The organism is Pseudomonas fluorescens group sp. PF-69 (assembly GCF_054481235.1).
Genome location: NZ_JBTMNC010000001.1, coordinates 5,429,776 through 5,452,775 on the forward strand (window position 1 = coordinate 5,429,776; position 23,000 = coordinate 5,452,775).

The window sequence follows — 23,000 nt, forward strand, 5'->3', positions numbered from 1 at the left end:
CGATGAAACGCTACGAAAAATTCGCCGATGACATCGCTGAACTGATCCGCTCCGGCGTTCTCGGCCCCGGGCAGCGCGTGCCATCGGTACGCTACGCCAGCCAGACCTACGGCGTCAGCCCCTCCACGGTGTTCCAGGCCTACTACCTGCTTGAGCGCCGCGGCTTGATCCGCGCCCGGCCGCGCTCCGGCTATTTCGTCAATGCCCATGCACCGCGGCCGTTTTCCGAGCCGGAGATCAGCAGCCAGGTCAACGAATCGACCGAAGTCGATGTCAGCGAACTGGTGTTCTCGGTCCTCGACTCGATCAAGGACCCAAACACCGTGCCATTCGGCTCGGCGTTCCCCAGCCCGACCCTGTTTCCATTGCAACGGTTGTCGCGGTCGCTGGCCAGTGCCAGCCGCGCGATGGACCCGCGCATGGTCGTGACCGACATGTCGCCGGGCAACCCGCAACTGCGTCGGCAAATCGCCCTGCGCTACATGGTCGGCGGGCTGATGCTGCCCATGGAAGAACTGCTGATCACCAACGGCGCACTGGAAGCGCTGAATCTGTGCCTGCAAGCCGTGACCCAACCCGGCGACCTGGTGGCCATCGAAGCCCCGGCGTTCTATGCCTGCCTGCAAATCCTCGAGCGACTGAAACTCAAAGCCGTGGAAATCCCGGTGCATCCGCGCGACGGCATCGACCTCGGCGTCCTTGCACAAACCCTGGAACGTCACCCGATCAAGGTGTGCTGGTGCATGACCAGTTTCCAGAACCCCATGGGCGCCACCATGCCCGAGGCGAAAAAACAGGAGCTGGTGGAGCTGCTGCGCCGCCACCAGGTACCGCTGATCGAAGACGATGTCTACGCCGAGTTGTATTACGGTCAACAGGCACCGAAACCGGCCAAGGCGTTTGATACCGAAGGCCTGGTGATGCATTGCGGCTCCTTCGCCAAAAGCCTTGCACCCGGTTATCGCATCGGCTGGGTGGCCGCCGGCCGCTACGCGCAAAAAATCGAACGGCTGAAGCTCATGACCTCGCTTTGCGCCTCGATGCCGGCGCAGGCCGCCATCGCCGACTACCTGCAGCACGGCGGCTACGACCGGCACCTGCGCAAACTGCGGTACGCGCTGGAAGAACAGCAAAGCGCGATGCTCGCAGCCATTGCCCGCTATTTCCCGGCACAGACTCGCGTCAGTCAGCCAGCGGGCGGGTACTTTTTATGGCTGGAACTGCCGGAGCAGATGGACTCGCTGAAGTTGTTTCAGATGGCGTTGGCCCAGGGCATCAGCATCGCGCCGGGCCCTATATTCTCGCCGACCCAAAGGTTCAGGAATTGCATTCGCTTGAATTACGGGAGCCCGTGGAACGAGGCTGCGGAAAAGGCAATGGAGACGTTGGGGCGGATTGTCAGGTCCTTCTGACGTTCAGATGTCGCTTGAAAGGACGCTATCGCGAGCAGGCTCGCTCCCACAGGACGACACGGTCAATTGTGGGAGCGACAATCCAGAGGTCTAACGTCCACCGCCCAAATCAACGAAAGTCCCGGTCGCATAGGAAGCCTTGTCCGACAGCAACCAGACAATCGCCTCCGCCACTTCGTCCGGACGCCCTCCCCGGGCCATGGGTATCGCCGACTCCAGTTTGCTGACCCGATCAGGATCGCCGCTCAGTGCATGGAAATCGGTGTAGATGTAGCCGGGGCGTACGGCGTTGACGCGGATGCCTTCGCCGGCCACTTCCTTGGACAGGCCAATGGTGAAGGTGTCGAGCGCACCCTTGGAAGCGGCGTAGTCGACGTATTCGTTGGGCGCGCCCAGGCGGGCGGCGACCGAAGACACATTGACGATGCTGCCGCCCTGCCCGCCGTGCTTGGGCGACATGCGCAGAATCGCGTGCTTGGCGCACAGGACGGGTGCCAGCACATTGGTCTTGAGGGTTCTGAGGATACGGAATTCGGACATTTCGTCGACACGGGACTTGTGGCCCACGGTGCCGGCGTTGTTCACCAGTGCGGTGACCCGGCCGAGCTCCGTATCGACCCGGTGAAACAGCGCGATCACTTCATCTTCGATGCTGACATCGGCACGCACGGCGATGGCTTCAGCGCCCAGTGCGCGGACTTTATCCAGCACACTCTGGGCCGCTTGTTCATCTGCCTGATAGTTGATGCAGATCCGGTAACCTTGTTCGGCGGCCAACAGGGCTGTGGCGGCACCGATGCCGCGACTGCCGCCGGTGATAACGATGACTTTGTCCATACAAGCTTTCCCCGTTTCAAGCGTAAGCGATCCGGGGGGAAGGATAACCGTCCTCTTCGGTTTTTGCATCGGTCTGTTGCCAGTCGATATGGCGAGGGAGCTAGTTCCCTCGCCACCGATCAGACGACGGCCGATTGCTCCGAACGGTGAATTTCCACGATGAAACGCTCGGCCGGCAATGGATGCCCGAGCAGGTAACCCTGCAATGAGTCGCAACCGAGTTGGGTCAGGAAGTCCTGTTGCATCCCGGTTTCCACGCCTTCGGCGACGATCCGCAAGCCCAGCGCCTGGCCCAGGGCGACAATGGCGGAAACGATGGCGGCGTCGTCGCTGTCTCGCTCCAGATCCCGCACAAAACCACGGTCGATCTTCAGTTCGTTGGCCGGCAGACGCTTGAGATACATCAAGCTGGAATAGCCGGTACCGAAATCATCGATGGACAGGTCAACGCCCATGTCCGACAGCGCCTGAAGCACCGTCATGCTCGCATCGGCATCGCTCATGGCCGTGGTTTCAGTAATTTCCAGGGTCAGGCTGTTGGCCGGCAGACGGTGCGTGCTCAGCGCCTTGGCGACACTTTGTACCAGGCCGACATGGCAGAACTGCATGGCGGAAAGGTTCACTGCGATGCGCCAGTCGGTGTAGCCGAGCACGTACCACTCACGCATCTGGCGGCAGGCTTCATTGAGCACCCAGTCGCCAATCGGAATGATCAGCCCGGTCTTTTCGGCGAGTTCGATGAACTTGTCCGGCAGCAACATGCCTTGCGTCGGGTGCTGCCAGCGCAACAACGCCTCGGCACCGACCGGCCGACCGTTGCCGGCATCGAACTTGGGCTGGTAGTGAAGGCTGAATTCGTTCCGGTCCAGCGCGTTGCGCAGGTCCTGCAGCAATTGCAGCTGCTTGCGCGCGTTGCTGTTCATCGAGGCATCGAAAAAGCTGTAGCCGTTTTTGCCTGCACCCTTGGCGTGATACATCGCCGCATCGGCATTCATCAGCAACTCATGGACGGTCTGGCCATTGCCCGGATAGAGCGCAATGCCGATGCTGGCAGAGATCTGCACGTCATGTTCGGCGACCCGGAACGGACGGGCGATCAATCCGACCTGGCGCGCCGCCAGGCCCATGGCGTCGATCTGCTCGCCCAGTTGCACCAGCAGCACGAACTCATCGCCGCCGATTCGCGCCAGGGTGTCCTGACTACGCAGGTCTTCACGCAAACGCAGGCTGACCTCGCACAACAACAGGTCACCCATATGATGACCAAAGGCATCATTGACCGGTTTGAAGCCGTCCAGATCGATGAACATCAACGCAAAACAACCACCCTCGGCGTTCACCCTGGACATCGCCTGCTCGATGCGATCGGCCAGCAGGACCCGATTCGGCAACCCGGTCAGGGTGTCGTGCAGGGCCAATTGGGTGAGTTCGCGGTTGGCTTCGGTCAGCGACTGGGCAAGGCCGGCGGTGCGGGCCTCCAGGCGCGCATCGAGGATCGACGTCAGCAAGGCAATGCTCAACACCGCCAGGGTGGTGATCAGGACGAGGTTGTCCAGGCCTTTGCCATTCAAGCCATTGACGGCAGCGCCGCAAAAGCTGCCATCCGCAAAACGCGCAGCGGCCATGCCGGTGTAATGCATGCCAACGATGGCAATCCCCATGATGACTGCCGCACCGCCGCGAATCAGGCGCACATACGGCGCGTGCTGGCGCAGGCGGAATGCGATCCATAGCGCCGCACCGGAGGCGCCCGCTGCGATCAGCAGTGATGCGCTGAACAGCGTCGGGTCGTAATCGATACCGGGCTGCATGCGCATGGCCGCCATGCCGGTGTAATGCATGGCACTGATCCCGGTCCCCATCGCCAGGGCGCCGAAAGCCAGTTGCCAGGCCGGCAGCTGCGGCTGACTGACCAGCCACAGGGCAAAGCCGCAAGACAGGATGCCGATCAACAGCGACAACACCGTCAAGGTGAGGTCGTAGCCCAGGTCGATGGGCAGCTTGAACGCGAGCATGCCGATGAAATGCATCGACCACACGCCAATGCCCATGGCAAAAGCGCCACCCGCCGTCCATAAATGCACGGCCCGTCCCTTGGCCGTGGCAATGCGTCCGGTCAAGTCGAGGGCCGTGTACGAAGCAAGAATCGCGACACAAAGGGAGATGATAACCAGCGTGGGGGAATAACTGCCGATGAGCATGAGACTTCTCGCCAACACCCTCCGTAATGGAATTCATTCTCGGCAGGGCAAATCCGGCGATTGTACTGATTCCAATTCAGAACGCACTCACAAAATTAGCAAAAGGCCAGCAGTCCGATGAAACGCTTGTTTTAAGGTTTCACCTTAACTGGGCTCAACTCCTGAAGTGATTGGGTGAGGCGCAGCGACTTGTGGGGGCGAGCCTGGTCCGGGCGGCGTTCCGACGATGCGGGCAGCCGATTCAAAATGGATGGCGCCTGACACAATGCCGTTGCTGGCAAGCCAGCGCCTACATATTGTCGCTGACCTGCAGTTGGCCATCCCAGCCGCCACCCAACGCCGCAATCAACTGCACGCTGGCAATCAAGCGACTTTGCAGCAGGTTCAGGCTGCTGCGCTCATTGTTCAGGGCCGCCGCCTGGGTCACCACCACATCGATGTACGCGATCAACCCGGCCTTGTACTGGTTCTGGGTCAAACGCAACGACTCACGGGCCGCATCCAGTGCCTGCTGACGTACGACCGCTTCGTCTTGCAGCACCTTGAGCTGAACCAGGTAATTTTCCACTTCACGGAAACCGTCGAGCACCGTCTGGCGGTACTTGGCCACGGTTTCATCGTAGGCCGCTTCGCTGCGGTCCACTTCCGCCGAACGCTGGCCACCGTCGAACAAGGTCATGGCCAGTTGCGGGCCGACCGACCAGAAGCGGTTAGGCAGGCTGATCCAGTTGGAGTACGTGCTGCTGCTGTACCCGCCATTCAGGCTCAGCGTCAGGTCCGGGTAATAGGCCGCCTTGGCCACGCCGATGTTGGCGTTGGCGGCCATGACCGAACGCTCGGCGGAGGCAATGTCCGGGCGTCGTTCCAGCAATTGCGAAGGCAGGCTCAGTGGCACTTGCGGCAATGCCGGGATGCTGTTGATTTCCACCAGGCTGAACTCAGCGGGCGGCAGACCGACGAGTACGGCAATGGCGTTTTCGAACTGGGCGCGCTGCCAGATCAGATCGACCATGTCTGCCTCGGTACCCTTGAGTTGCGTCTGCGCCTGAGCCACCGCGTCCTTGCCGGAAACCCCGGCGCGGTACTGGTTCTCGGTCATTTTCAGCGAACGCTGATAGGCCTCGACGGTCGCCTCCAGCAGGCGTTTCTGCTCATCGATCACGCGCAATTGCAGGTAGTTCTGCACCAGTTCCGACTGCTGGCTCAGGCGCATCGCCGCCAGATCGGCAAAACTGGCCTCGGCGTTGGCAGTGTCGGCTTCCAGGCCACGGCGCAGTTTGCCCCAGACATCCGCTTCCCAACTCACCCCCGCCTGGGCGGTGTAGGTGTCGCGAATGCCGCTGGAAGAACTGGACAGGCTGGAGTTGCTGCTGCCGGTGCCCTGGCTGGAGCGGTTCTTGCCGACGGTCAGGTCCACCGTCGGAAAAAACGCACCTCGGGCGCTGCGCACCAGGGCCTGGGCCTGGCGATACTGGGCTTCGGACTGGGCCACGGTCTGGTTGGACGCATTGAGTTTCTCGACCAGCCCATTGAGTTGCTGATCACCGTACAACTCCCACCACGCGCCGCGCGCCAGGGAATCGCTGGGATTGGCCTGACGCCAGCCGGCGGCTTCCTTGTACTGCGCCGGCGCGGCGGTTGGCGGGCGCTGGTAATCGGGGCCGACGGCGCAGGCACTGAGCATCGCCACACACAGCGACAGGCTCAACAAACGCGAGCCTCGAGCCGCGATCATCGGTGCAGTGAGGTTGTAAAGCGAACGGTCAGTCATAGCGGAGTTTCCAGAGCAGCATCGGTACGCACCCCACGCCAATGGTTGAAGCGATGGCGCAGCTTGTCGAGATAGAGGTAAACCACCGGGGTGGTGTAAAGGGTCAGCACCTGGCTGAAGATCAGCCCGCCGATAATCGTCAGGCCCAGTGGCTGGCGCATTTCCGCCCCTTCGGCACGACTGAGCAACAACGGCAAGGCGCCGAGGATCGCCGCCAGGGTGGTCATCAGAATCGGTCGTAAACGTTGCAGACAGGCATTGCGGATCGACTCCAGCGGCGCCATGCCTTGCTGGCGTTCGAGCTGCAGGGCCAGGTCGATCATCAGGATGGCGTTTTTCTTGACCACGCCGATCAGCAGGAACAGACCCAGCAACGAGATCAGGCTGAACTCCCCGCCCAGGGCATAGATCGACAGCAACGCACCGACCCCGGCCGAGGGCAAGGTCGACAGAATGGTCAGCGGATGGATGTAGCTTTCATACAGCACACCCAATACCAGATACACCGCCACCAGCGCGCCAAGGATCATGAACGGCTGGCTCTTCTGGGTGGCGGCAAAGGCATCGGCGGTGCCGGCCATTTTCACGATCACGTCTTCCGGCATCCCCAGCCTGGCAATCGCTCGCTCGATGGCCGCCGTGCCCTGCTCCACCGTGACCCCTTCGGCCATGTCGAAGGAGATGCTTTCCGAGGCGAACTGCCCTTCGTGGCTGACCCGGTCATCTTCCAGGCTGTTTTCGTAGTGAGCGATGGTCGACAGCGGAATCCGCGCACCGGCAGCGGTAATCACCTGAACCTGCTTGAGGGTGATCGGGTCCTGGGCATATTTCGGGTTGACCTCCATCACCACCTGGTACTGGTTGAGGCTGTCATAGATGGTGGAAATCTGCCGCTGACTGTAGGCGTTGTTCAGCACCGCCGTGACCATATTCATGTCGACCCCCAGGCGCTTGGCCTGGTCGCGGTCGACAATCAAGGTCACTTGTTGGGCGCCACGGCCTTCACGGGCGTCAATCGCGGTCAGCTCCGGCAACGCCCTCAGCGCCGTGACGACTTTCGGGTACCACTCGCGCAACTCGCCAAGATCGGCGCTTTGCAAAATGTAGGAGTACTGCGACGTGGTCTGCTCGCGACCACCACCGAATTGCAGGTCCTGGTCGGCCATCAGCATCAATTGCGCGCCAGCGACCTTGGGCATTTCCTTGCGTAGACGTTCGATGACTTTCTGCGCCGAAATATTGCGTTCCTTGATCGGTTTCAAACGCACCAGCATGAAAGCGTTATTGGTGCCGTTGGTGCCACCGATGAAACCGGCGACGCTTTCCACGGCTTCGTCCTTGAGCACGGCGCGGCGGAATATCTCCATTTTCGGCTGCATCACGCTGAACGACAGGCCGTCATCGCCGCGCACAAAACCGATCAACTGGCCGGTGTCCTGTTGCGGCATGAAGGTTTTCGGCACGACCACGTACAGCGCAACGTTGACGCCAACGGTCACCAACAGACTCAACAAGGTCAACCGCCGATGACGCAGCACCCAGTCGAGGCTCGTCGCGTATTTTCCGACCAGCCATTCGTTGGCCTGCCGGCTCCAGCGCTGCAAGCGGTTTTCCTGGCCCGGCACATGGGGCTTGAGCCAACGCGCGCAAAGCATCGGCGTGAGCGTCAGCGAGACCACCAGCGACACCACGATCGACGCCGCCAGGGTGATCGAGAACTCGCGAAACAGACTTTCGATGATCCCGCCCATGAACAGGATCGACAGGAACACCGCCACCAGCGACACGTTCATCGACAGCAGGGTGAAACCGACTTCCTGGGCACCGAGGTACGCGGCCTTCATTGGCCGTACACCTTCGTCGATGTGCCGGGAAATGTTCTCCAGCACCACGATGGCATCGTCCACCACCAACCCGGTGGCCAGAATCAGCGCCATCAACGACAGGTTGTTCAGCGAGAAGCCATAGAGGTACATCACCGCGAAGGTGCCGACCAGCGACACCGGCACTGCCAGGGTCGGAATCAGCGACGCTCGGAAGTTACCGAGAAACAGGAACACCACCAGAATCACCAGGGCCACGGCGATCAGCAGGGTCATCTCCGCTTCGTGCAGCGTGGCCTTGATCACCGGCGAGCGGTCCATGGCCAGGTTCAGTTTGACGCTGGCCGGCAGCACCGCCTGCAACGCCGGCAACTGGGCCTTGATCTCGTTGACCGTCTCGATGATGTTGGCGCCGGCCTGCCGGTTGATCACCAGCAACACCGCCGAATCGTTGTTGAAGAAACCGCTGTTGTAGCGGTCCTCGACGCCGTCGCTGACCTTGGCCACATCCTTCAGGCGCAAGGCTGCACCGTCGGCGTAGTGAATGATCAGCGATTCGTAGTCCTTGGCTTTTTCCAGTTGATCGTTGGCCTGGACCTGCCACAAGCGCTGGCTGTCCTCCACCGAGCCCTTGGGCCGGCGCACGTTGGCATTGGCGATGGTGTTGCGCACATCGTCCAGCGCCACGCCGTACTGATTGAGCGCCTGGGGTTCGAGTTCGATGCGCACCGCCGGCAGCGAACTGCCGCCAATCTGGACCTCACCGACCCCCTGCACCTGGGACAGGCTCTGGGACAGGATGGTCGAAGCCAGGTCGTAGAGCTGGCCCTTTTCCAGCACATCCGAGGTCAGCGACAACACCATGATCGGCGCCTGGGACGGGTTGACCTTCTTGTAGGTCGGCATGCTGCGCATACCGCTGGGCAACAGGTTACGCGAGGCGTTGATCGCCGCTTGCACCTCCCGCGCCGCGCCGTTGATGTCGCGGTCGAGGTCGAATTGCAGGATCACCCGGGTCGAGCCCTGGCTGGAGCGGCTGCTCATGGTGTTGACACCGGCGATGGCGCCGAAGGAACGCTCCAGCGGCGTGGCCACGGTGGACGCCATGACCTCCGGGCTGGCGCCAGGCAGGCTGGCCTGCACCACGATCACCGGAAAGTCCATTTGTGGCAGCGGCGACACCGGCAACAGGCCGAAGCTGACACCGCCCAGCAGCATGATCGCCAGGCTCAGCAACATGGTCGCGACCGGGCGCTTGATGAAAGGACCGGAAAGGTTCATGGCTGCTCTACCGCTTCCACGGACTCAGGCTTGCGGCCCCAGCGCCGACCGAGGCGGTCGAAATACAGATAGATCACGGGCGTGGTGAACAGCGTCAGCACCTGACTGACCAACAAGCCGCCCACCATCACCAGGCCCAGCGGCTGGCGCAATTCCGCCCCGGAACCGGTGGCCAACATCAGGGGCACCGCACCGAACAGGGCCGCCAGGGTGGTCATCAGGATAGGCCGAAAGCGCAGCAAGGCGGCTTGATAGATCGCCGTTTCCGGGTCCATGCCCTGATTGCGCTCGGCGTCCAGGGCGAAGTCGATCATCATGATCGCGTTCTTCTTCACGATGCCGATCAGCAGGATGATGCCGATGATCGCGATCATGCCCAGGTCATTGCCGCTGAGGATCAACGCCAGCAACGCGCCGACCGCCGCCGAGGGCAGGGTCGAAAGAATGGTGATCGGATGGATGTAGCTTTCGTACAGCACGCCCAACACGATGTACATGGTCACCACCGCCGCCAGAATCAGCAGCAAGGTACTCGACAGCGACGCCTGGAAAGCCTGGGCCGCACCCTGGAACTGGGTCTGCACGCCAATCGGCATGCCGATGTCCTTCTGCACCTGCTCGATGATCTGCACCGCATGCCCCAGCGCCACGCCGGGCGCGAGGTTGAACGACATCATCACCGCCGGGAACTGGCCGATATGGGTGATCGCCAGTTGCGCCTGGCGCTCTTCGATGTGCGCCAGGCTGGACAAACGCACCTGACCGCCATCGGTGGTCTTGACGTGGATCTGCTCCAGCGCCTGCGGGCCGATCTTCTCCCCGGACTGCGATTGCAGCACCACGCGGTATTGGCTGGCCTGGGTATAGATGGTGGAAATCTGCCGCTGGCCGAAGGCGTCATACAGCGCATCGGTGATGTTCGACACCGAGACCCCGACCCGCGACGCGGCATCCCGGTCGATCACCATATAGACCTGCAAGCCCTTGTCCTGCAAATCACTGGCGACGTCTGTCAGCTCCGGCCGTTGCGCCAGGGCCTCGACCAGACGCCCGCTCCACAGGCTGAGCAGTTCGGAGTCCGGCGACGACATGCTGAACTGATATTGCGTACGGCTGACACGGTCCTCGATGGTCAAATCCTGCACCGGCTGCATGAACAGGCGAATGCCGACCAGTTTGTCCAGCTCCGGTTGCAATCGGGCGATCACCGCCGTTGCGCTCAGGTCGCGCTCGCTGTGGGACTTGAGATTGATCAGCAACCGACCGCTGTTGAGCGTCGAGTTGTCGCCATCGACGCCGATATACGACGACAGGCTTTCGACAGCGGGATCAGCCAGGATCACCTTGGCCAGTTCCTGTTGACGTTCGCTCATCGCGGCGAAGGAAATCGACTGCGGCGCCTCGGAAATCCCCTGGATCACCCCGGTGTCCTGTACCGGAAAGAAGCCCTTGGGCACGACCATGTATAGCAATACCGTCAGCGCCAGGGTGGCGATGGCCACCAACAGGGTCAGTGGCTGGTGCTTGAGCACCCACTGCAATTTGCGCCCATAGGCCGCGATCATCCAGTCGATGAACGCGCCACTGGCGCGATAGAAACGGCCTTGTTCTTCTTCCCTGGGTTCACGCTTGAGCAGCCGCGCGCACATCATCGGCGTCAGGGTCAGGGACACCACCAGGGAAATCAGGATCGCCACCGACAGGGTGATGGCGAACTCGCGGAACAACCGCCCCACCACGTCCGCCATGAACAGCAGCGGGATCAACACCGCGATCAGCGACAGCGTCAGGGAAATCAGGGTGAAGCCGATCTGCCTGGCGCCCTTGAGCGCCGCATTCAGCGGACTGTCGCCCTCTTCGATAAATCGGGAAATGTTCTCCAGCATGACGATTGCATCGTCCACCACGAAACCGGTGGCGATGGTCAGGGCCATCAGGGTCAGGTTGTTGACCGAGAAGCCCGCGAGGTACATCACGCCAAAGGTGCCGATCAGCGACAGCGGCACGGCCACCGACGGAATGATCGTGGCGCTTGCCCGACGCAGGAACAGGAACGTCACCATCACCACCAGCGCGATGGCGATCAGCAGCTCATGCTGCACGTCCTTGACCGAGGCGCGGATGGTCTGGGTACGGTCAGTCAACACGGTCACGTCGAGGCCGGCCGGCAGGTTGTCGGTAATGCTCGGCAACAAGGCCTTGATCCGGTCAACCACCTCGATGACGTTGGCCCCGGGCTGGCGCTGGATGTTCAGCAGCACCGCCTGGTTTTCGTTGGCCCACGCCGCCAGGCGTTCGTTCTCGGCACCGTCGACGATCTCGGCCACATCCTTGAGACGCAATGGCGCGCCGTTGGCGTAAGCCAGGATCAGGTTGGCGTAGTCCTTGGGCGAGGTCAGTTGATCGTTTGCATCGAGCATCGAAACCCGGGTCGGGCCATCGAAGTTACCCTTGGGCTGGTTGACGTTGGAGGCGCCGATCAGCGTGCGCACGTCCGACAGGTTCAGGCCGTTGGCCGCCAGGGCCTCGGGGTTGACCTTGATCCGCACTGCCTGACGCTGGCCGCCGGCGATGCTGACCATGCCGACGCCGCTGATCTGGGCGATCTTCTGCGCCATGCGCGTGTCGACCAGGTCGTTGAGCTTGGGCAGCAGCATGGTCTTGGACGTGATGGCCAGGGTCAGCACCGGCGTATCGGCCGGGTTGACCTTGTTGTACACCGGAGGTGCCGGCAGGTCCTTGGGCAACAGGTTGGTCGCGGCATTGATCGCGGCTTGCACCTGCTGCTCGGCGACGTCCATGTTGATGTCGAGGCTGAAACGCAGGGTCAGTACCGAGGCGCCGCCAGAGCTGGTGGACGCCATTTGTGTCAGGCCGGGCATCTGCCCGAACTGACGTTCAAGCGGCGCAGTCACGGCACTGGTCATGACGTCCGGGCTGGCGCCGGGATAGAGCGTCATCACGCGGATGGTCGGGTAATCGACCTGGGGCAATGCCGAGACCGGCAACAGTCGATAAGCGATTACACCGGCCAGAATAATGGCCAGCATGCTCAGGGTGGTCGCTACCGGGCGAAGGATGAACAGCCGCGAGAGATTCATGCGCCGCCCTTTTTCGCCTTGTCGGTGGTCGCCGGCTCAGCGCCGTTTGCCGCCGATTTGCCTTGCAGGTGGCCGGCCGGGCTGGTCGGCACGTCCTCGGGGGTGTTGACCACTTCCACGTCGCTGCCGTCCTTCAGGCGATCGGTGCCCTCCAGCACCACGCGATCACCTGCGGAAAGGCCTTCGGTGACCACAGTGTTCTCGCCGTCGCTGGCGCCGATTTTCAACTGGCGAATCTTGACCTTCTTGTCGCCGTCCAGGGCATAGACGAAGGTGCCATTGGTGCCGAACTGGATCGCCGCGGAAGGCGCGAGTACCACGTCTTTGAGGGTGTCGGCCAGCAGGCGCACATTGACGAACTGGTTGGGGAACAGCGACTGGTCACGGTTTTCGTACCGCGCCTTGAATTTCAGGGTGCCGGTGGTGACGTCGATCTGGTTGTCCAGGCTCTGCAACACACCGGTGGCCTGCAATTTGGTGTCACCGCGATCCCAGGCCTCGGCCGGCAGCTTGGCGCCGCTGCGATAGCGGGCCAGCACGACCTCGAGGCTGTTTTCCGGCAGGGTGAAGGCCACGCTGATCGGTTGGGTCTGGGTGATGACCGCCAATGCCGTCGTGTCGTTGGCTGCCACCAGGTTGCCGACGTCCAGTTGCCGCAGACCGACGCGCCCGGCGATCGGTGCGCGGATCCGGGTGAATTCGAGATTGAGCTTGGCGTCGTTGACCGCCGCCTGATTGGTCTTGACCGTGCCCTGGAACTGACCTACCAGCGCTTCGGCGGTGTCCAGGGTTTGCTTGGCGATGCTGTCTTCGCGGTACAGGCCGCGATAACGCTCGACGTCCACCTGGGCGTTTTTCAGCTGTGCCTGGTTCTGCAGCAAGGTCCCTTCGGCCTGGAGCAAGGCGTTCTGGTAGGGGCGCGGGTCGATCTCGGCCAGCAGGTCGCCCGCTTTGACCATCTGCCCTTCTTCGAAATAGATCTTGACCAGCTCACCGCCAACGCGGCTGCGCACGTTGATGGTATTCAGCGCCGTGACAGTGCCCAGCGCCTTGTAGTACAGCGGGAAGTCGCCCTTGACTGCGGGTGCCACTCGCACCGGAACCGGCCCGGTCGCACCGCCGAACCCTGGCCGCATCGCGCCTGACTTGCCCGTGTGTCCGGCAACGGCTTTTTGCCCCGCAGCGTCTTTCGGCACAGCGCCGCCGGGCCAGAATTTCCAGCACAGACCAGCGATGACCAACAGGACAAGCAGGCCAAACAGCCAGCGACGGGGACTACGGGGGGCGGAGGATTGCATTGAGTGATCAACCATTAGGCGCGTGGGCTTCTTTTACATGAGGCTGAACGATAAGCACTGGCGGGTCTTAAGCAAAGCGCCTTTACCGGCAATTTACTTTCGGCTTACGTATCAGGAGATTTATCCAAGACACTGAAACACAAATGAAAACGGCCTGGGGAGGGCCAGGCCGTTAACAAATGTAAACGCAGGCTTATTTCAGTACAGCAAGTGCCGCTTCGTAGTTCGGTTCTTCAGCGATTTCCTTGACCAGTTCGCTGTGCAGGACGTTGTCGTTCTCGTCCAGCACCACCACGGCGCGGGCAGTCAGGCCTTTGAGCGGGCCGTCAGCGATGGCCACGCCGTAGTTCTCGATGAACTCGGCACCGCGCAGGGTCGACAGGTTCTGTACGTTTTCCAGGCCTTCGGCGCCGCAGAAACGGGCCTGGGCGAACGGCAGGTCAGCGGAGATGCACAGCACCACGGTGTTGGCGACGTCATTGGCCTGGGCGTTGAACTTGCGCACGGAGGTGGCGCAGGTCGGAGTGTCGACGCTTGGGAAGATGTTCAGCACTTTGCGCTTGCCGGCGAAGTCCTTCAGGGAGACGTCGGACAGATTGCCGGCAACCAGGGAAAAGGCTGGCGCCTTGGAACCGGCTTGAGGCAGTTGGCCGTTGACTTGAACCGGGTTGCCTTTAAGAGTGACTTGAGCCATGAACGGAGTCCTTCTGAACGTTGTGGTAGAGAAATTTGAAGAGGTCGAAGTTAACCACGAAATGGTCGGACGACCTACTCTGGATACAAATTGTGAACAGTCGTCGAGCAATCTGAAATCCCGCGCTTGCACAATCACCACAAAACCCTGTGGGAGCGGGGCTTGCCCGCCCCGATAAGCAATCGCCCTCCCCAGCCGCCACCCGGCGTTCATCACGAAAGACACGCATCGACCCCGTTGGCGAATTTTTTCGCAACAGTGTCGATTGGGTGCTCCGCCATACGACTATAAATTGAATCACTCAAATTCAGCGGAGATCGAAACCATGCGATTCATGATCATCATCAAAGCCAGTCAGGACTCCGAAGCCGGCGTCATGCCCAGCAACGAATTGCTGACCGCCATGGGCAATTACAACGAAGAGCTGGCCAAGGCCGGCATCCTCGTCGCGGGCGAAGGCCTGCACCCCAGCAGCAAAGGCGCCCGCGTGCGCTTCTCGGGCGACAAGCGCACGGTGATCGACGGCCCGTTCGCCGAAACCAAGGAACTGATCGCCGGCTACTGGCTGTGGCAGGTGAAATCCAAAGAAGAGGCCATCGAGTGGGTCAAGCGCTGCCCTAATCCGATGCCGGGTACTGAGGCCGAGATCGAGATTCGGCAGGTGTTCGAGATGGAGGATTTCGGCGAGGAGTTCACGCCGGAACTGCGAGAGCAGGAAGAGCGGGCGTTTGGGCAGAAGAAGTGCTGAATATTTGTGCCTGAGCAGGTAACGACGATTCGTGCGATCACGTCCCGGGCATTACCCGCCTCAATGGACGTGATCGAATGCTCGACGATCACCTGCTAGACGGGATACTCATGTCGGTTTCTAAACATGACATAAACAGGATCCAGCTCTGACGCGGCAGGGAAAACCACAATGTAGTCGTCAAAATGGACACCTTCGTTATTGCCCAAGGGCGTCAGAACCGGGACGGGAGGAGATACAACAAAAAGCAACGAACGTGATTGTTGCCAGTTCCCAGGTTCGTTGTTTTCAAGAGAAATCTCGCCGGCCCAGGAAATCGTAACCGGCGCTGCGCCATCAGCAGTAAAACTGTAGGTGTTCACCCCTTGGCCTGGATATGCCGACCTGACCCGCACTTTGGGAGTTGAGTGTCCAGATAAAGACGCAGTGACGAAAACCTGCGACATGGAACTAATACCCTGTATGCCCAGGAGCGAGGCGCCAGGTGTGGCGGTAATGACGGCGGAACTCATCCTGAATGGGATCTCTATCTCCGCCCTGTTCCGTGCCAGTGCTTGCCAATCCATACCTTCGATAGGTACCAGTTCTGACAACGGCGTGCCAAGGCCGTAAATCTGGGCATCTGCACGACTGGAAAATCCGAAATGCAGCACAGGAGCGCACTGGGTGGCGAGTGGAGCACCAGTAGTGTTCTGCCATGAAAATTCAGCCACCGCCGAGCGGATGGATTTTTGCAGATCAACCTGTTGCGACAACTCCAACGCTGATGACTTGCCTTGAAGCAGCAAGGCAGGGCGTTTGCCGATAAAGTTCAATGACCCATTAATTACACAAGCAGCATGGGCCGGACCAAGTTTGGCGAGGCTTCGTGAACGGATCAAATGTTGCTGCGCGGTGTTCAGCATCGCTTCTGCTTCAACATGAACAACAGGGTGGCGCTGGTTAATGTCCGCCAATCGCGCAAGGTACTGAATATGTGTTGTGTTGATCTGTTGAGCGATGTTTTGCCACTGCGCGTGTTCGGATCGGGCATAAGTCAGGTCATCCTGTGCTCTGCTTTTGGCTAATTCAATCCATGTTTTCCGAAACTCGAACGTTCTGGCCGCGCTCCTGGTTTCACGATGGGCTCGTTCGAGATTGCGAATGTTCGCTTCCTGTACGGATATTTCCAGTTGGGTACCTTGAAGGCCTCTAAAGTACAGGACAGCCTGTTCAAATTTTTCAAAGGCTTGCTTGACTGCCTGATCCAACAAGGCCAAATCTGAAGCAATTTTTTGCACTTCAGCGAAGGCACGGGCAATTGGGCTCATCGCTAACGGTGGAGGTGATACGGATGACGATACGCCCTTGAATGCAACCATGCCTTGTTTCTGGTACCAGTCGCTAACGGCGTACACAACCCAAACCGCGCTATTGGAGCCGAATCTTTCATCGGGATAAAACAATAAATCCGCACCTTGGGGATGGCCGACTATGCGGTCGAAATAATTGATCAGGTCGTCATGTTCTCGCTTGGGTAGATCCACGGCCCAGATTTTTTCGACCAATGCCTCAAACTCCAAAGCTGTGTATTCCTTGAGTGTTGCTTTAAGTTCCATCCTTGGTTCTTCCTTGTTTTTCTCGGGCGAGTTGCCGAAGACGAAGACATCTGCTCGATCAAGAGCAGATGCCATCGTAGGGTTGTGAATTATTCTGGCTTGAAGCCGGGTTTGTTATTGGCGGCACGCCATGCTTTGACTTCTTTAAGGATGCCTTCGGGGCTGTCTTCCTGACCTTCTCTTGGATAGAAGATGACGTCTGAACGGCCTGGGTGCTCTGTGACTGACTCAAAATGGCTTAAGAGTCTGTCTCGATACTCCTCAAGCGCTCGTCCTTTTAAATTGCTTGCCTGATGAAAAAACTCGCCCAAAAAAGCCAGAAACTCCGCCTCAGTGTAATCCTCGAGCTTCGCTTTAAAAGAGATCATTATGGTTACCTTTATGCAGTCGAATATGACGTATAGGGGTCATTACCAATAAATTATCCAGATCATAAACAGCGCCATCTTTTGAAATTTCAATTTGATGATGGAGCTCGAATGCCTTCCGCTCTCCTGCTTGATCAATCAACGTGGGATATGGAGCTGAACCATCTCGCATTCTTTCGAGGTTACCTTTATTAAATTGCGTACTTAGTAATGCGTCCGCCGCAACAGCCTTCCAAGCAGCTGCCATCGTAGAGATGTGAATTATTCTGGCTTGAAGCCGGGTTTATTATTGGCGGCACGCCATGCTTTGACTTCTTTCAGGATGCCTTCGGGACTGTCTTCCTGACCTTCTCTTGGGTAAAAGATCACATCCGAGCGGTCTGGATGCTCGGTTACCCATTCGAAATGCTGCACCCCCTTGGCGATGAAATTATCAAACGCTTCTGCAGACAAGTCGTCTCGCTCCTCATAAAGGCCGCGTAAAAACTCCAAAAACTCAGCTTCTGTGTAGTCTTCAAGTTCCTCTTTGAAAATCATGATTAATTTCCTCGCCCATGAAAATCAATGCACCGTCTTGGTGTCATTACAACAAAATTGTCCGCTTCGAAAACTCCGCTTCGCTGGGCAACCTCTACGAAATGGCAAGCTTCGACTTTAATTCGCACTCAATTCATTTCCGATAATGAAGCGCGCCCAAAAAACCACAAACCTGAAATACCAGCCCCCGTCTCCTCCTCATCAATAGCCGCAATCATCTCGATTAGCGGCAGGATCGAATATCCGAAAACGGAAAACAACGTTATATTTAGACGAGCTAATATTCATCAAGCCCGCATTTTACACCCCTGAACAACTGCTCACAAAACTCAGCCGTTACAGCAAGGTTTTAATCATGATCTTTATCGACCAATGTAAAGACCAAGGTTTTAACTTCCATTGCCGCTGTATATTGAAATACGACCTTCTTGCCTGGAAAAACAACAGGATCCAGCAGATAGGATTCCCATCCACCTGTTTGGCCCATAGGTTCTGGCATTTTGATTGGACCTCTTGATTCCATTGGTTGACCGAAGAGCGCATGCACATCGGACTGGGTCATGGCCATTCTGTAGGGAGCAGGAAGGTCGCCTTTATATCTCACCGTAGTAGGCATTGTTTCCTTCAAAGTGAAAAATAAACTATCCAACACTTTAGTTTCATACCAAAACGTCAGTTCTACTCCATCTTCGACCTCAAGATCCAGCCGATTAGACCCAGGATAGAGTTCAACAAGAGATTGGGCAGGAATGATTCCGCTTGCCATCAACGACTTATATGTGCGACCAACTCCTGCTATCAGTTCCATGACTTTTGCCGCGTCCATTAGTACCACCCCTGTTGTTTATGAAGAGCATGTAACCTCTCGCACCCAATCTCGATGTTGCCTTCGTCGAGGTGTGAGTTATTCAGGCTTGAACCCAGGTTTATTATTGGCGGCACGCCATTCTTTGACTTCTTTCAGGATGCCTTCGGGACTGTCTTCCTGGCCCTCCTTTGGGTAGAAGATGACGTCTGAACGGTTTGGATGCTCGGTGACCAGCTCAAAGTGTTTGATGCGTTTTAGCATGTATTTATCAAATTCATCCGCAGTCAAATCTCCTCCACCTTCAAAAAGCTCTCTAAGAAACTCCAAAAATTCAGACTCCGTGTAGTCTTCGAGACGTGAGTTTTCTTTCATGGTTGTGTTCCTCCTTTATGCTCTAGAACATGTCGTCTCGGTGTCATTACGACAATATTTTCCATGTCGTAGACCGCTCCTCCTTGCGCAATCTCCACTTGATGATGAAGCTCGAATTTTACTCGACCACCATACTGATCATTCGTGCTCGGGAAGGGCGCAATACCCTTGCCCATAAATCTCAGATTGGTAGCACTGAATTGAGCACTTAAAATCGTGTCCGCCGCAACAGCCTTCCAAAACGCCTCCCTGAACCGATGAAAATTAGCAAACTCACGCCCTCTTAACTGATCAGCAATCTGCGAAGGTATAGGCGCTCCCTGCGCTCGCGCAGCCTCCCCCAACCATACCCCCGAAACCGCTTTCCCCACTCCGGTCGCAACCCCCGGATCATCCCGTCGATCACGAAACAGGGCATCCGGCGAAGGCAATTCCATATCCCCCGGAAACCCCGGAATACTCGCACCAATCTCCCCCTCATCGACAGCCGGAAACGTCTCGATTGGCGGTAGGACGGGGATGGCCGGGCTGCCGGGATAAACCAACGGGTCGGTCGGTGTGATCGGCGATGTCGTCGATCCGAGGTGTTCGCTGCCCGGCGGCACCAAGGGTTTCCAGCTGTTGGTCGACGGAATCGGCCAGGGTACAACGGCAGGTACGACTCCAATCCAACCCTCGGCACTGTTCGGCACCTTGATGCTGATTTGATCGAGATTGAAAGGGTCAGACCAGAATTGCGGTCGTTCCTGATAACGCAGTTCGAACTCGCGGTTTTCACCTACCCAGGTACTTTTTGGAGCATAAGGGGCAAAGCCCTGTGCAATGCGTTTTTTGTTCACTTCATCGAATGCAGCGGTGAGCTCTCTTTGCTCACCAAGCGCTCGCCACAGCGCTTTATCAAAGGCATCGAACGTCTTGAACTGCCTGCCTCGAATCTGATCACCGATCTGCGCCGGGATGGCGGCACCCTTTGCCTGGCTGGCTGCTTTCCACCAATCCGTCGTGGCCATTTGCCCGGTCCCGGTGGCGACGCCCGAGCCCATGGGAGGCACATCGAAGGACAGGTATGTCGGCGAAAGGCCGGGCACACAAACAATGCAATCCTGAATACGCAGATCGACACCTTGCGGGACGTCCTGAACCTGCGGTTCGGTCACTGTCAATTTCGTTTGAGCGGGTACGCTGGATTGGGACGCGGCGTCAGCGGTGAATTGCACGTACCGGGTGGCTGCCCCCGGGATCTCGGCGGTATAGAGACCGGTCAGTGGATCCAATACTCCATTCACCACCGGAACTTGTGAATCGATCTCGCCCCCGGTACTGGCGACGATGATTGCAGTGCCCTCTGGTACGGCTAAAGGTTTGAGCCGGTATTCGACCTCCACCGAGCCACCAGAGTCAGCGATCGCTTGCAGCTCTTGATTGTCATAGAGGTCCAAAACTTGAGCTGGAACTCCGACAGCATGGAACAAGTGCGTTCTTTGCTCGGGTGACAATTCTCCATTACCCAGTTCGGATGGATAGGTCATCCCTGTGACAAATATCGCAACTTGGCGAATGGAAAGGGTCCTTCCAACGGCTACCAATCCTGATTTAATTACCGCCCGCGCTATGGCGACTGCCATTGCATCGGCTGCTCCCGCAACCCAAAGCCCGTTCGGACTGAACAGCATCGACGACGCACTGACTAGCGGCGCGGCAGGCAAACTCAAGGTATTGGCCTGCCGGAGTCGCTCTAATCGCACATCCCCATCGGCTTGTTGCTTGAACTTGATGCGTGCATCACGTTGCTCGGCGATCTGGCGATGTCGCTCCCAGACCGCCTCCCGCTCCCGCCAGACAATGGTTTGTTCAGCATGCAACCTGGATAGCGCACTGGATTTTTCCGCTAACGCATTGATCTGGGCCGTTAATAATCTTGCTTCATGGGCAGCGTTGTAGGCGCTTTCCCAAACCTCATGCCCGTTATTGAGCGCTTCGCCATACTGGTCCAGCCGTGCAAGATAATCACTCGCGGAACGAGTAAGCGCATCGTGGCCATCGAATGAATGGGCTGCCCCTTTTTTTGCGTCGAGTTCCGATGTCTTGCGGGCGATCAGTCCGTCGATTTCGCTTTTTTCTTTGGTAATGACGTACAGTTGCCAGCGTTCGCTCGAATCATGGACAGGAGGTCGACGGGCCGCCAAAATTTCCTGCTCAAGCGATAACGCCAACTGCGCAGATCGGCCCGCGAAGTGTTGATCTATAACTGCTCTAAAACTGTTATAGCGAGGCGTCCAACTCGCGAGAAGTTGCTGTCGCGCCAGTACACGAGCATGCTCCTGCGCTTGTGCCGCATCGGCCGCGGCCTGTGCTCGTTTTCGAGCCTCAGCGGCCAGGTACTCCTGCTTGACACGTTTTCTCGCGTTTTTAGTTTTTTGACTGACCCCACCAAATACCCCTGACGCACCGACTCGGTTACCGCCGAAACTACCTCCGCCACCGCCACCGCTCGAAGCCGGCGGCCCGGACCTGATCACTACGTCTCCCGACGATCCATCGTTTAATGTGTTTTGTGCCATACAGTCTCTCCTTGTCTGTAAGGCGCAGCTTGTCGAGGGGATGTGGGTCAGGTGCGGTACATATTTATAGGATTGGATTTGTATCGAATGTCCGGATTTTTCGGTGACGCCAAACCGTGATGTCTTGCATCAAAATGCCCGCTTCCACGACCCTGCAGCGCCTTGCGGCATTGCCTACAACTACGCCAGAATCCGCCGGCTTGTGCGCCCTGGAGGCCCTCGGTAACTTGCTTCGCGTCACTGATGGTCAGTGATCGGGTTTAGTAGCCCGGCTTGTTGCTAACGGTTGCATAAGTGCCATCCGGTCAGGTGTTCACCTGCATTTGATGGCGGCTGTGCGCATGGCACCTTCAGGTGCGCCGGGTTGGCAACGTACCGGTCTACTAACTTGCGCATAGCTGCCACCCTTTCGTTTAGTAGCGAGTGGGTTGCGGCACTACTTTTAGAGGTACGTTGCCATGATCAAACAGACGCAAAATCCCCCGGACACCGATCCGGACACCCTCAACCAAACGCCCCGCCTACCCAGCAACATCTTCTTCATCGCCCCCGACATCGACAACCAGACCCTGCTCGAATACGCCTGTGAATCGCTGGCCTCGGCGAATGTCATGGCCAGTGACTTCGCCAGGTATCTGAAGGGGTCCCAGAGCAATACGCTGTTGGGTATTCAACAGTCGATCATGCTGGGCGAACTGGCAGTCAACCGGGTGCTGGATAATCTTGACCCGCGCTGATCACGCCTAAGCACAGATCCTTGAAACCCGCCTTTTGTGCTCACACAGACGGCGGGTTTCGTCGTTTCAATCCGTGCGCTCACGCCTTACCTGCTGATTTTTATTGACTTTTTAGTACACATAGGCACCGAAATTCCGCCTGCAAAATCCAGAGAATCAATCCCTTCGACTGGCTAAACCGTGGTGAGCTGCTAGCGTCAAAAGGACGTGTCCTACAGGCTAGAGAGCAAAGAGACTACGTCGCAACGGCCGCCTAGTGCCGAGCAGTCCAAATGAGCCACCAAGGAACCGGGGAATCATGTCGAACACCATGGGGATGTGCGTCTGTCTTTTGGCGAACTTGCATGCGCCTGGCTTTTATACCCTCAACAACCCGCTGAACCCGGCGCCAGATATCAACCTGCAAGACGTCTGCGCCCTCAAGCTGCATGCTGCTGCCTCCCTCCCCGCCAGCGCCCGTTCAGATCCGCATGGCGGCGATTTGCGCTACCTGAAAACCACCGGCACGCCCCACTCGGTTTGGGTGGCGGCAAAATCTGCAAACCCGGGCCTGATATCACCAACGTCTTCTTCGAACCGCATGGACCGTCAGTTACGGCCAGCAAGGAGTTCTTATGCACGGTGCCATTCGCGCAGCCGGCTTCAGCGTGATGACGATGTTTGTCAGCTGCGGCGTGGGTGCTCAGGACCTGGACGCACGGGCCGGCCAAGTGACCCTGGACGCTGACACACCCACTCATGTGTCTGCCCCCCGATGCGACTTGCGCCTGGACCCCGCCAGTCAAGGCCGTATCTACAAGCCCGGTAAGACCGACGACGTCACGACCAAGCGATGACGCCAAGAGACTGAATA

At 58.5% G+C, this 23,000-nt stretch carries 18 protein-coding genes; 4 read left to right on the top strand and 14 right to left on the bottom strand.

Features of this window, described 5'->3' with window-relative positions; all coding sequences use genetic code 11:
• Positions 1-2: 2 nt before the first annotated feature.
• Positions 3-1,412, top strand: a complete 1,410-nt coding sequence (gene mapR, locus ACX3YF_RS25455) for a GntR family transcriptional regulator MpaR (protein WP_090469375.1) — start codon at positions 3-5, stop codon at positions 1,410-1,412.
• 90 nt (positions 1,413-1,502) lie between these two features.
• On the opposite strand, the gene ACX3YF_RS25460 is transcribed toward mapR, so the two are convergent.
• From ACX3YF_RS25460 to tpx, 7 genes are all read right to left on the bottom strand, one after another.
• Positions 1,503-2,249, bottom strand: coding sequence for an SDR family oxidoreductase (locus tag ACX3YF_RS25460; RefSeq protein ID WP_130206180.1), 747 nt, complete (start codon positions 2,247-2,249; stop codon positions 1,503-1,505).
• Between the two features lie 119 nt (positions 2,250-2,368).
• A complete protein-coding gene (locus tag ACX3YF_RS25465) occupies positions 2,369-4,450 on the bottom strand; it encodes a putative bifunctional diguanylate cyclase/phosphodiesterase (RefSeq protein ID WP_448647805.1) in 2,082 nt (693 codons plus the stop codon).
• Between the two features lie 289 nt (positions 4,451-4,739).
• Entirely contained in the window at positions 4,740-6,221 is a 1,482-nt protein-coding gene (locus ACX3YF_RS25470; RefSeq protein ID WP_204149676.1) for an efflux transporter outer membrane subunit, read from the bottom strand.
• Entirely contained in the window at positions 6,218-9,325 is a 3,108-nt protein-coding gene (locus ACX3YF_RS25475; protein WP_448647804.1) for an efflux RND transporter permease subunit, read from the bottom strand. The genes ACX3YF_RS25470 and ACX3YF_RS25475 overlap by 4 nt, the downstream gene beginning before the upstream one ends.
• Positions 9,322-12,426, bottom strand: a complete 3,105-nt coding sequence (locus tag ACX3YF_RS25480) for an MdtB/MuxB family multidrug efflux RND transporter permease subunit (RefSeq protein WP_458974517.1) — start codon at positions 12,424-12,426, stop codon at positions 9,322-9,324. The genes ACX3YF_RS25475 and ACX3YF_RS25480 overlap by 4 nt, the downstream gene beginning before the upstream one ends.
• Complete coding sequence (locus tag ACX3YF_RS25485; RefSeq protein ID WP_458974518.1) at positions 12,423-13,739, bottom strand: MdtA/MuxA family multidrug efflux RND transporter periplasmic adaptor subunit; 1,317 nt, start codon at positions 13,737-13,739, stop codon at positions 12,423-12,425. Before ACX3YF_RS25485 ends, ACX3YF_RS25480 begins: the two co-directional genes overlap by 4 nt.
• A 178-nt stretch (positions 13,740-13,917) precedes the next feature.
• Complete coding sequence (gene tpx / locus ACX3YF_RS25490; RefSeq protein WP_047528457.1) at positions 13,918-14,418, bottom strand: thiol peroxidase; 501 nt, start codon at positions 14,416-14,418, stop codon at positions 13,918-13,920.
• 325 nt (positions 14,419-14,743) lie between these two features.
• Between tpx and ACX3YF_RS25495 the strand changes: the two genes are divergently transcribed.
• On the top strand, positions 14,744-15,166 hold the full coding sequence (locus tag ACX3YF_RS25495) for a YciI family protein (RefSeq protein WP_130206192.1): 423 nt from the start codon (positions 14,744-14,746) through the stop codon (positions 15,164-15,166).
• Positions 15,167-15,261: 95 nt separating this feature from the next.
• On the opposite strand, the gene ACX3YF_RS25500 is transcribed toward ACX3YF_RS25495, so the two are convergent.
• The 7 genes from ACX3YF_RS25500 to ACX3YF_RS25530 all read right to left on the bottom strand — a co-directional run bounded on the left by ACX3YF_RS25500 (position 15,262) and on the right by ACX3YF_RS25530 (position 21,410).
• Positions 15,262-16,764: an S-type pyocin domain-containing protein gene (locus tag ACX3YF_RS25500; protein WP_458974519.1), complete on the bottom strand. Its 1,503-nt coding sequence runs from the start codon at positions 16,762-16,764 to the stop codon at positions 15,262-15,264.
• A gap of 89 nt (positions 16,765-16,853) precedes the next feature.
• A complete protein-coding gene (locus ACX3YF_RS25505) occupies positions 16,854-17,132 on the bottom strand; it encodes a bacteriocin immunity protein (RefSeq protein ID WP_458974520.1) in 279 nt (92 codons plus the stop codon).
• Positions 17,119-17,379, bottom strand: a complete 261-nt coding sequence (locus ACX3YF_RS25510) for a hypothetical protein (protein ID WP_343227679.1) — start codon at positions 17,377-17,379, stop codon at positions 17,119-17,121. Before ACX3YF_RS25510 ends, ACX3YF_RS25505 begins: the two co-directional genes overlap by 14 nt.
• A 14-nt stretch (positions 17,380-17,393) precedes the next feature.
• Positions 17,394-17,669 carry a bacteriocin immunity protein gene (locus tag ACX3YF_RS25515; protein ID WP_130206198.1) on the bottom strand — a complete coding sequence of 92 codons (276 nt, stop codon included), beginning with the start codon at positions 17,667-17,669 and terminating at the stop codon, positions 17,394-17,396.
• 349 nt (positions 17,670-18,018) lie between these two features.
• A complete protein-coding gene (locus tag ACX3YF_RS25520; RefSeq protein ID WP_458974521.1) occupies positions 18,019-18,495 on the bottom strand; it encodes a DUF6392 family protein in 477 nt (158 codons plus the stop codon).
• A 78-nt stretch (positions 18,496-18,573) separates the two neighbouring features.
• Complete coding sequence (locus tag ACX3YF_RS25525; RefSeq protein ID WP_130206202.1) at positions 18,574-18,849, bottom strand: bacteriocin immunity protein; 276 nt, start codon at positions 18,847-18,849, stop codon at positions 18,574-18,576.
• Complete coding sequence (locus ACX3YF_RS25530; RefSeq protein ID WP_458974522.1) at positions 18,846-21,410, bottom strand: S-type pyocin domain-containing protein; 2,565 nt, start codon at positions 21,408-21,410, stop codon at positions 18,846-18,848. Before ACX3YF_RS25530 ends, ACX3YF_RS25525 begins: the two co-directional genes overlap by 4 nt.
• A gap of 458 nt (positions 21,411-21,868) precedes the next feature.
• On the opposite strand from ACX3YF_RS25530, the gene ACX3YF_RS25535 reads away from it, so the two are divergent.
• Both ACX3YF_RS25535 and ACX3YF_RS25540 read left to right on the top strand, forming a co-directional pair.
• On the top strand, positions 21,869-22,147 hold the full coding sequence (locus ACX3YF_RS25535; protein ID WP_196585961.1) for a DUF6124 family protein: 279 nt from the start codon (positions 21,869-21,871) through the stop codon (positions 22,145-22,147).
• Positions 22,148-22,761: 614 nt separating this feature from the next.
• A complete protein-coding gene (locus ACX3YF_RS25540) occupies positions 22,762-22,983 on the top strand; it encodes a hypothetical protein (protein WP_448647796.1) in 222 nt (73 codons plus the stop codon).
• Positions 22,984-23,000: the final 17 nt, after the last annotated feature.

Coding starts and splice junctions, on each gene's coding strand:
- mapR (WP_090469375.1), top strand. CDS start 3: ATGAAACGCTACGAAAAATTCGCCGATGACATCGCTGAACTGATCCGC.
- ACX3YF_RS25460 (WP_130206180.1), bottom strand. CDS start 2,249: ATGGACAAAGTCATCGTTATCACCGGCGGCAGTCGCGGCATCGGTGCC.
- ACX3YF_RS25465 (WP_448647805.1), bottom strand. CDS start 4,450: ATGCTCATCGGCAGTTATTCCCCCACGCTGGTTATCATCTCCCTTTGT.
- ACX3YF_RS25470 (WP_204149676.1), bottom strand. CDS start 6,221: ATGACTGACCGTTCGCTTTACAACCTCACTGCACCGATGATCGCGGCT.
- ACX3YF_RS25475 (WP_448647804.1), bottom strand. CDS start 9,325: ATGAACCTTTCCGGTCCTTTCATCAAGCGCCCGGTCGCGACCATGTTG.
- ACX3YF_RS25480 (WP_458974517.1), bottom strand. CDS start 12,426: ATGAATCTCTCGCGGCTGTTCATCCTTCGCCCGGTAGCGACCACCCTG.
- ACX3YF_RS25485 (WP_458974518.1), bottom strand. CDS start 13,739: ATGGTTGATCACTCAATGCAATCCTCCGCCCCCCGTAGTCCCCGTCGC.
- tpx (WP_047528457.1), bottom strand. CDS start 14,418: ATGGCTCAAGTCACTCTTAAAGGCAACCCGGTTCAAGTCAACGGCCAA.
- ACX3YF_RS25495 (WP_130206192.1), top strand. CDS start 14,744: ATGCGATTCATGATCATCATCAAAGCCAGTCAGGACTCCGAAGCCGGC.
- ACX3YF_RS25500 (WP_458974519.1), bottom strand. CDS start 16,764: ATGGAACTTAAAGCAACACTCAAGGAATACACAGCTTTGGAGTTTGAG.
- ACX3YF_RS25505 (WP_458974520.1), bottom strand. CDS start 17,132: ATGATCTCTTTTAAAGCGAAGCTCGAGGATTACACTGAGGCGGAGTTT.
- ACX3YF_RS25510 (WP_343227679.1), bottom strand. CDS start 17,379: ATGGCAGCTGCTTGGAAGGCTGTTGCGGCGGACGCATTACTAAGTACG.
- ACX3YF_RS25515 (WP_130206198.1), bottom strand. CDS start 17,669: ATGATTTTCAAAGAGGAACTTGAAGACTACACAGAAGCTGAGTTTTTG.
- ACX3YF_RS25520 (WP_458974521.1), bottom strand. CDS start 18,495: ATGGACGCGGCAAAAGTCATGGAACTGATAGCAGGAGTTGGTCGCACA.
- ACX3YF_RS25525 (WP_130206202.1), bottom strand. CDS start 18,849: ATGAAAGAAAACTCACGTCTCGAAGACTACACGGAGTCTGAATTTTTG.
- ACX3YF_RS25530 (WP_458974522.1), bottom strand. CDS start 21,410: ATGGCACAAAACACATTAAACGATGGATCGTCGGGAGACGTAGTGATC.
- ACX3YF_RS25535 (WP_196585961.1), top strand. CDS start 21,869: ATGATCAAACAGACGCAAAATCCCCCGGACACCGATCCGGACACCCTC.
- ACX3YF_RS25540 (WP_448647796.1), top strand. CDS start 22,762: ATGCACGGTGCCATTCGCGCAGCCGGCTTCAGCGTGATGACGATGTTT.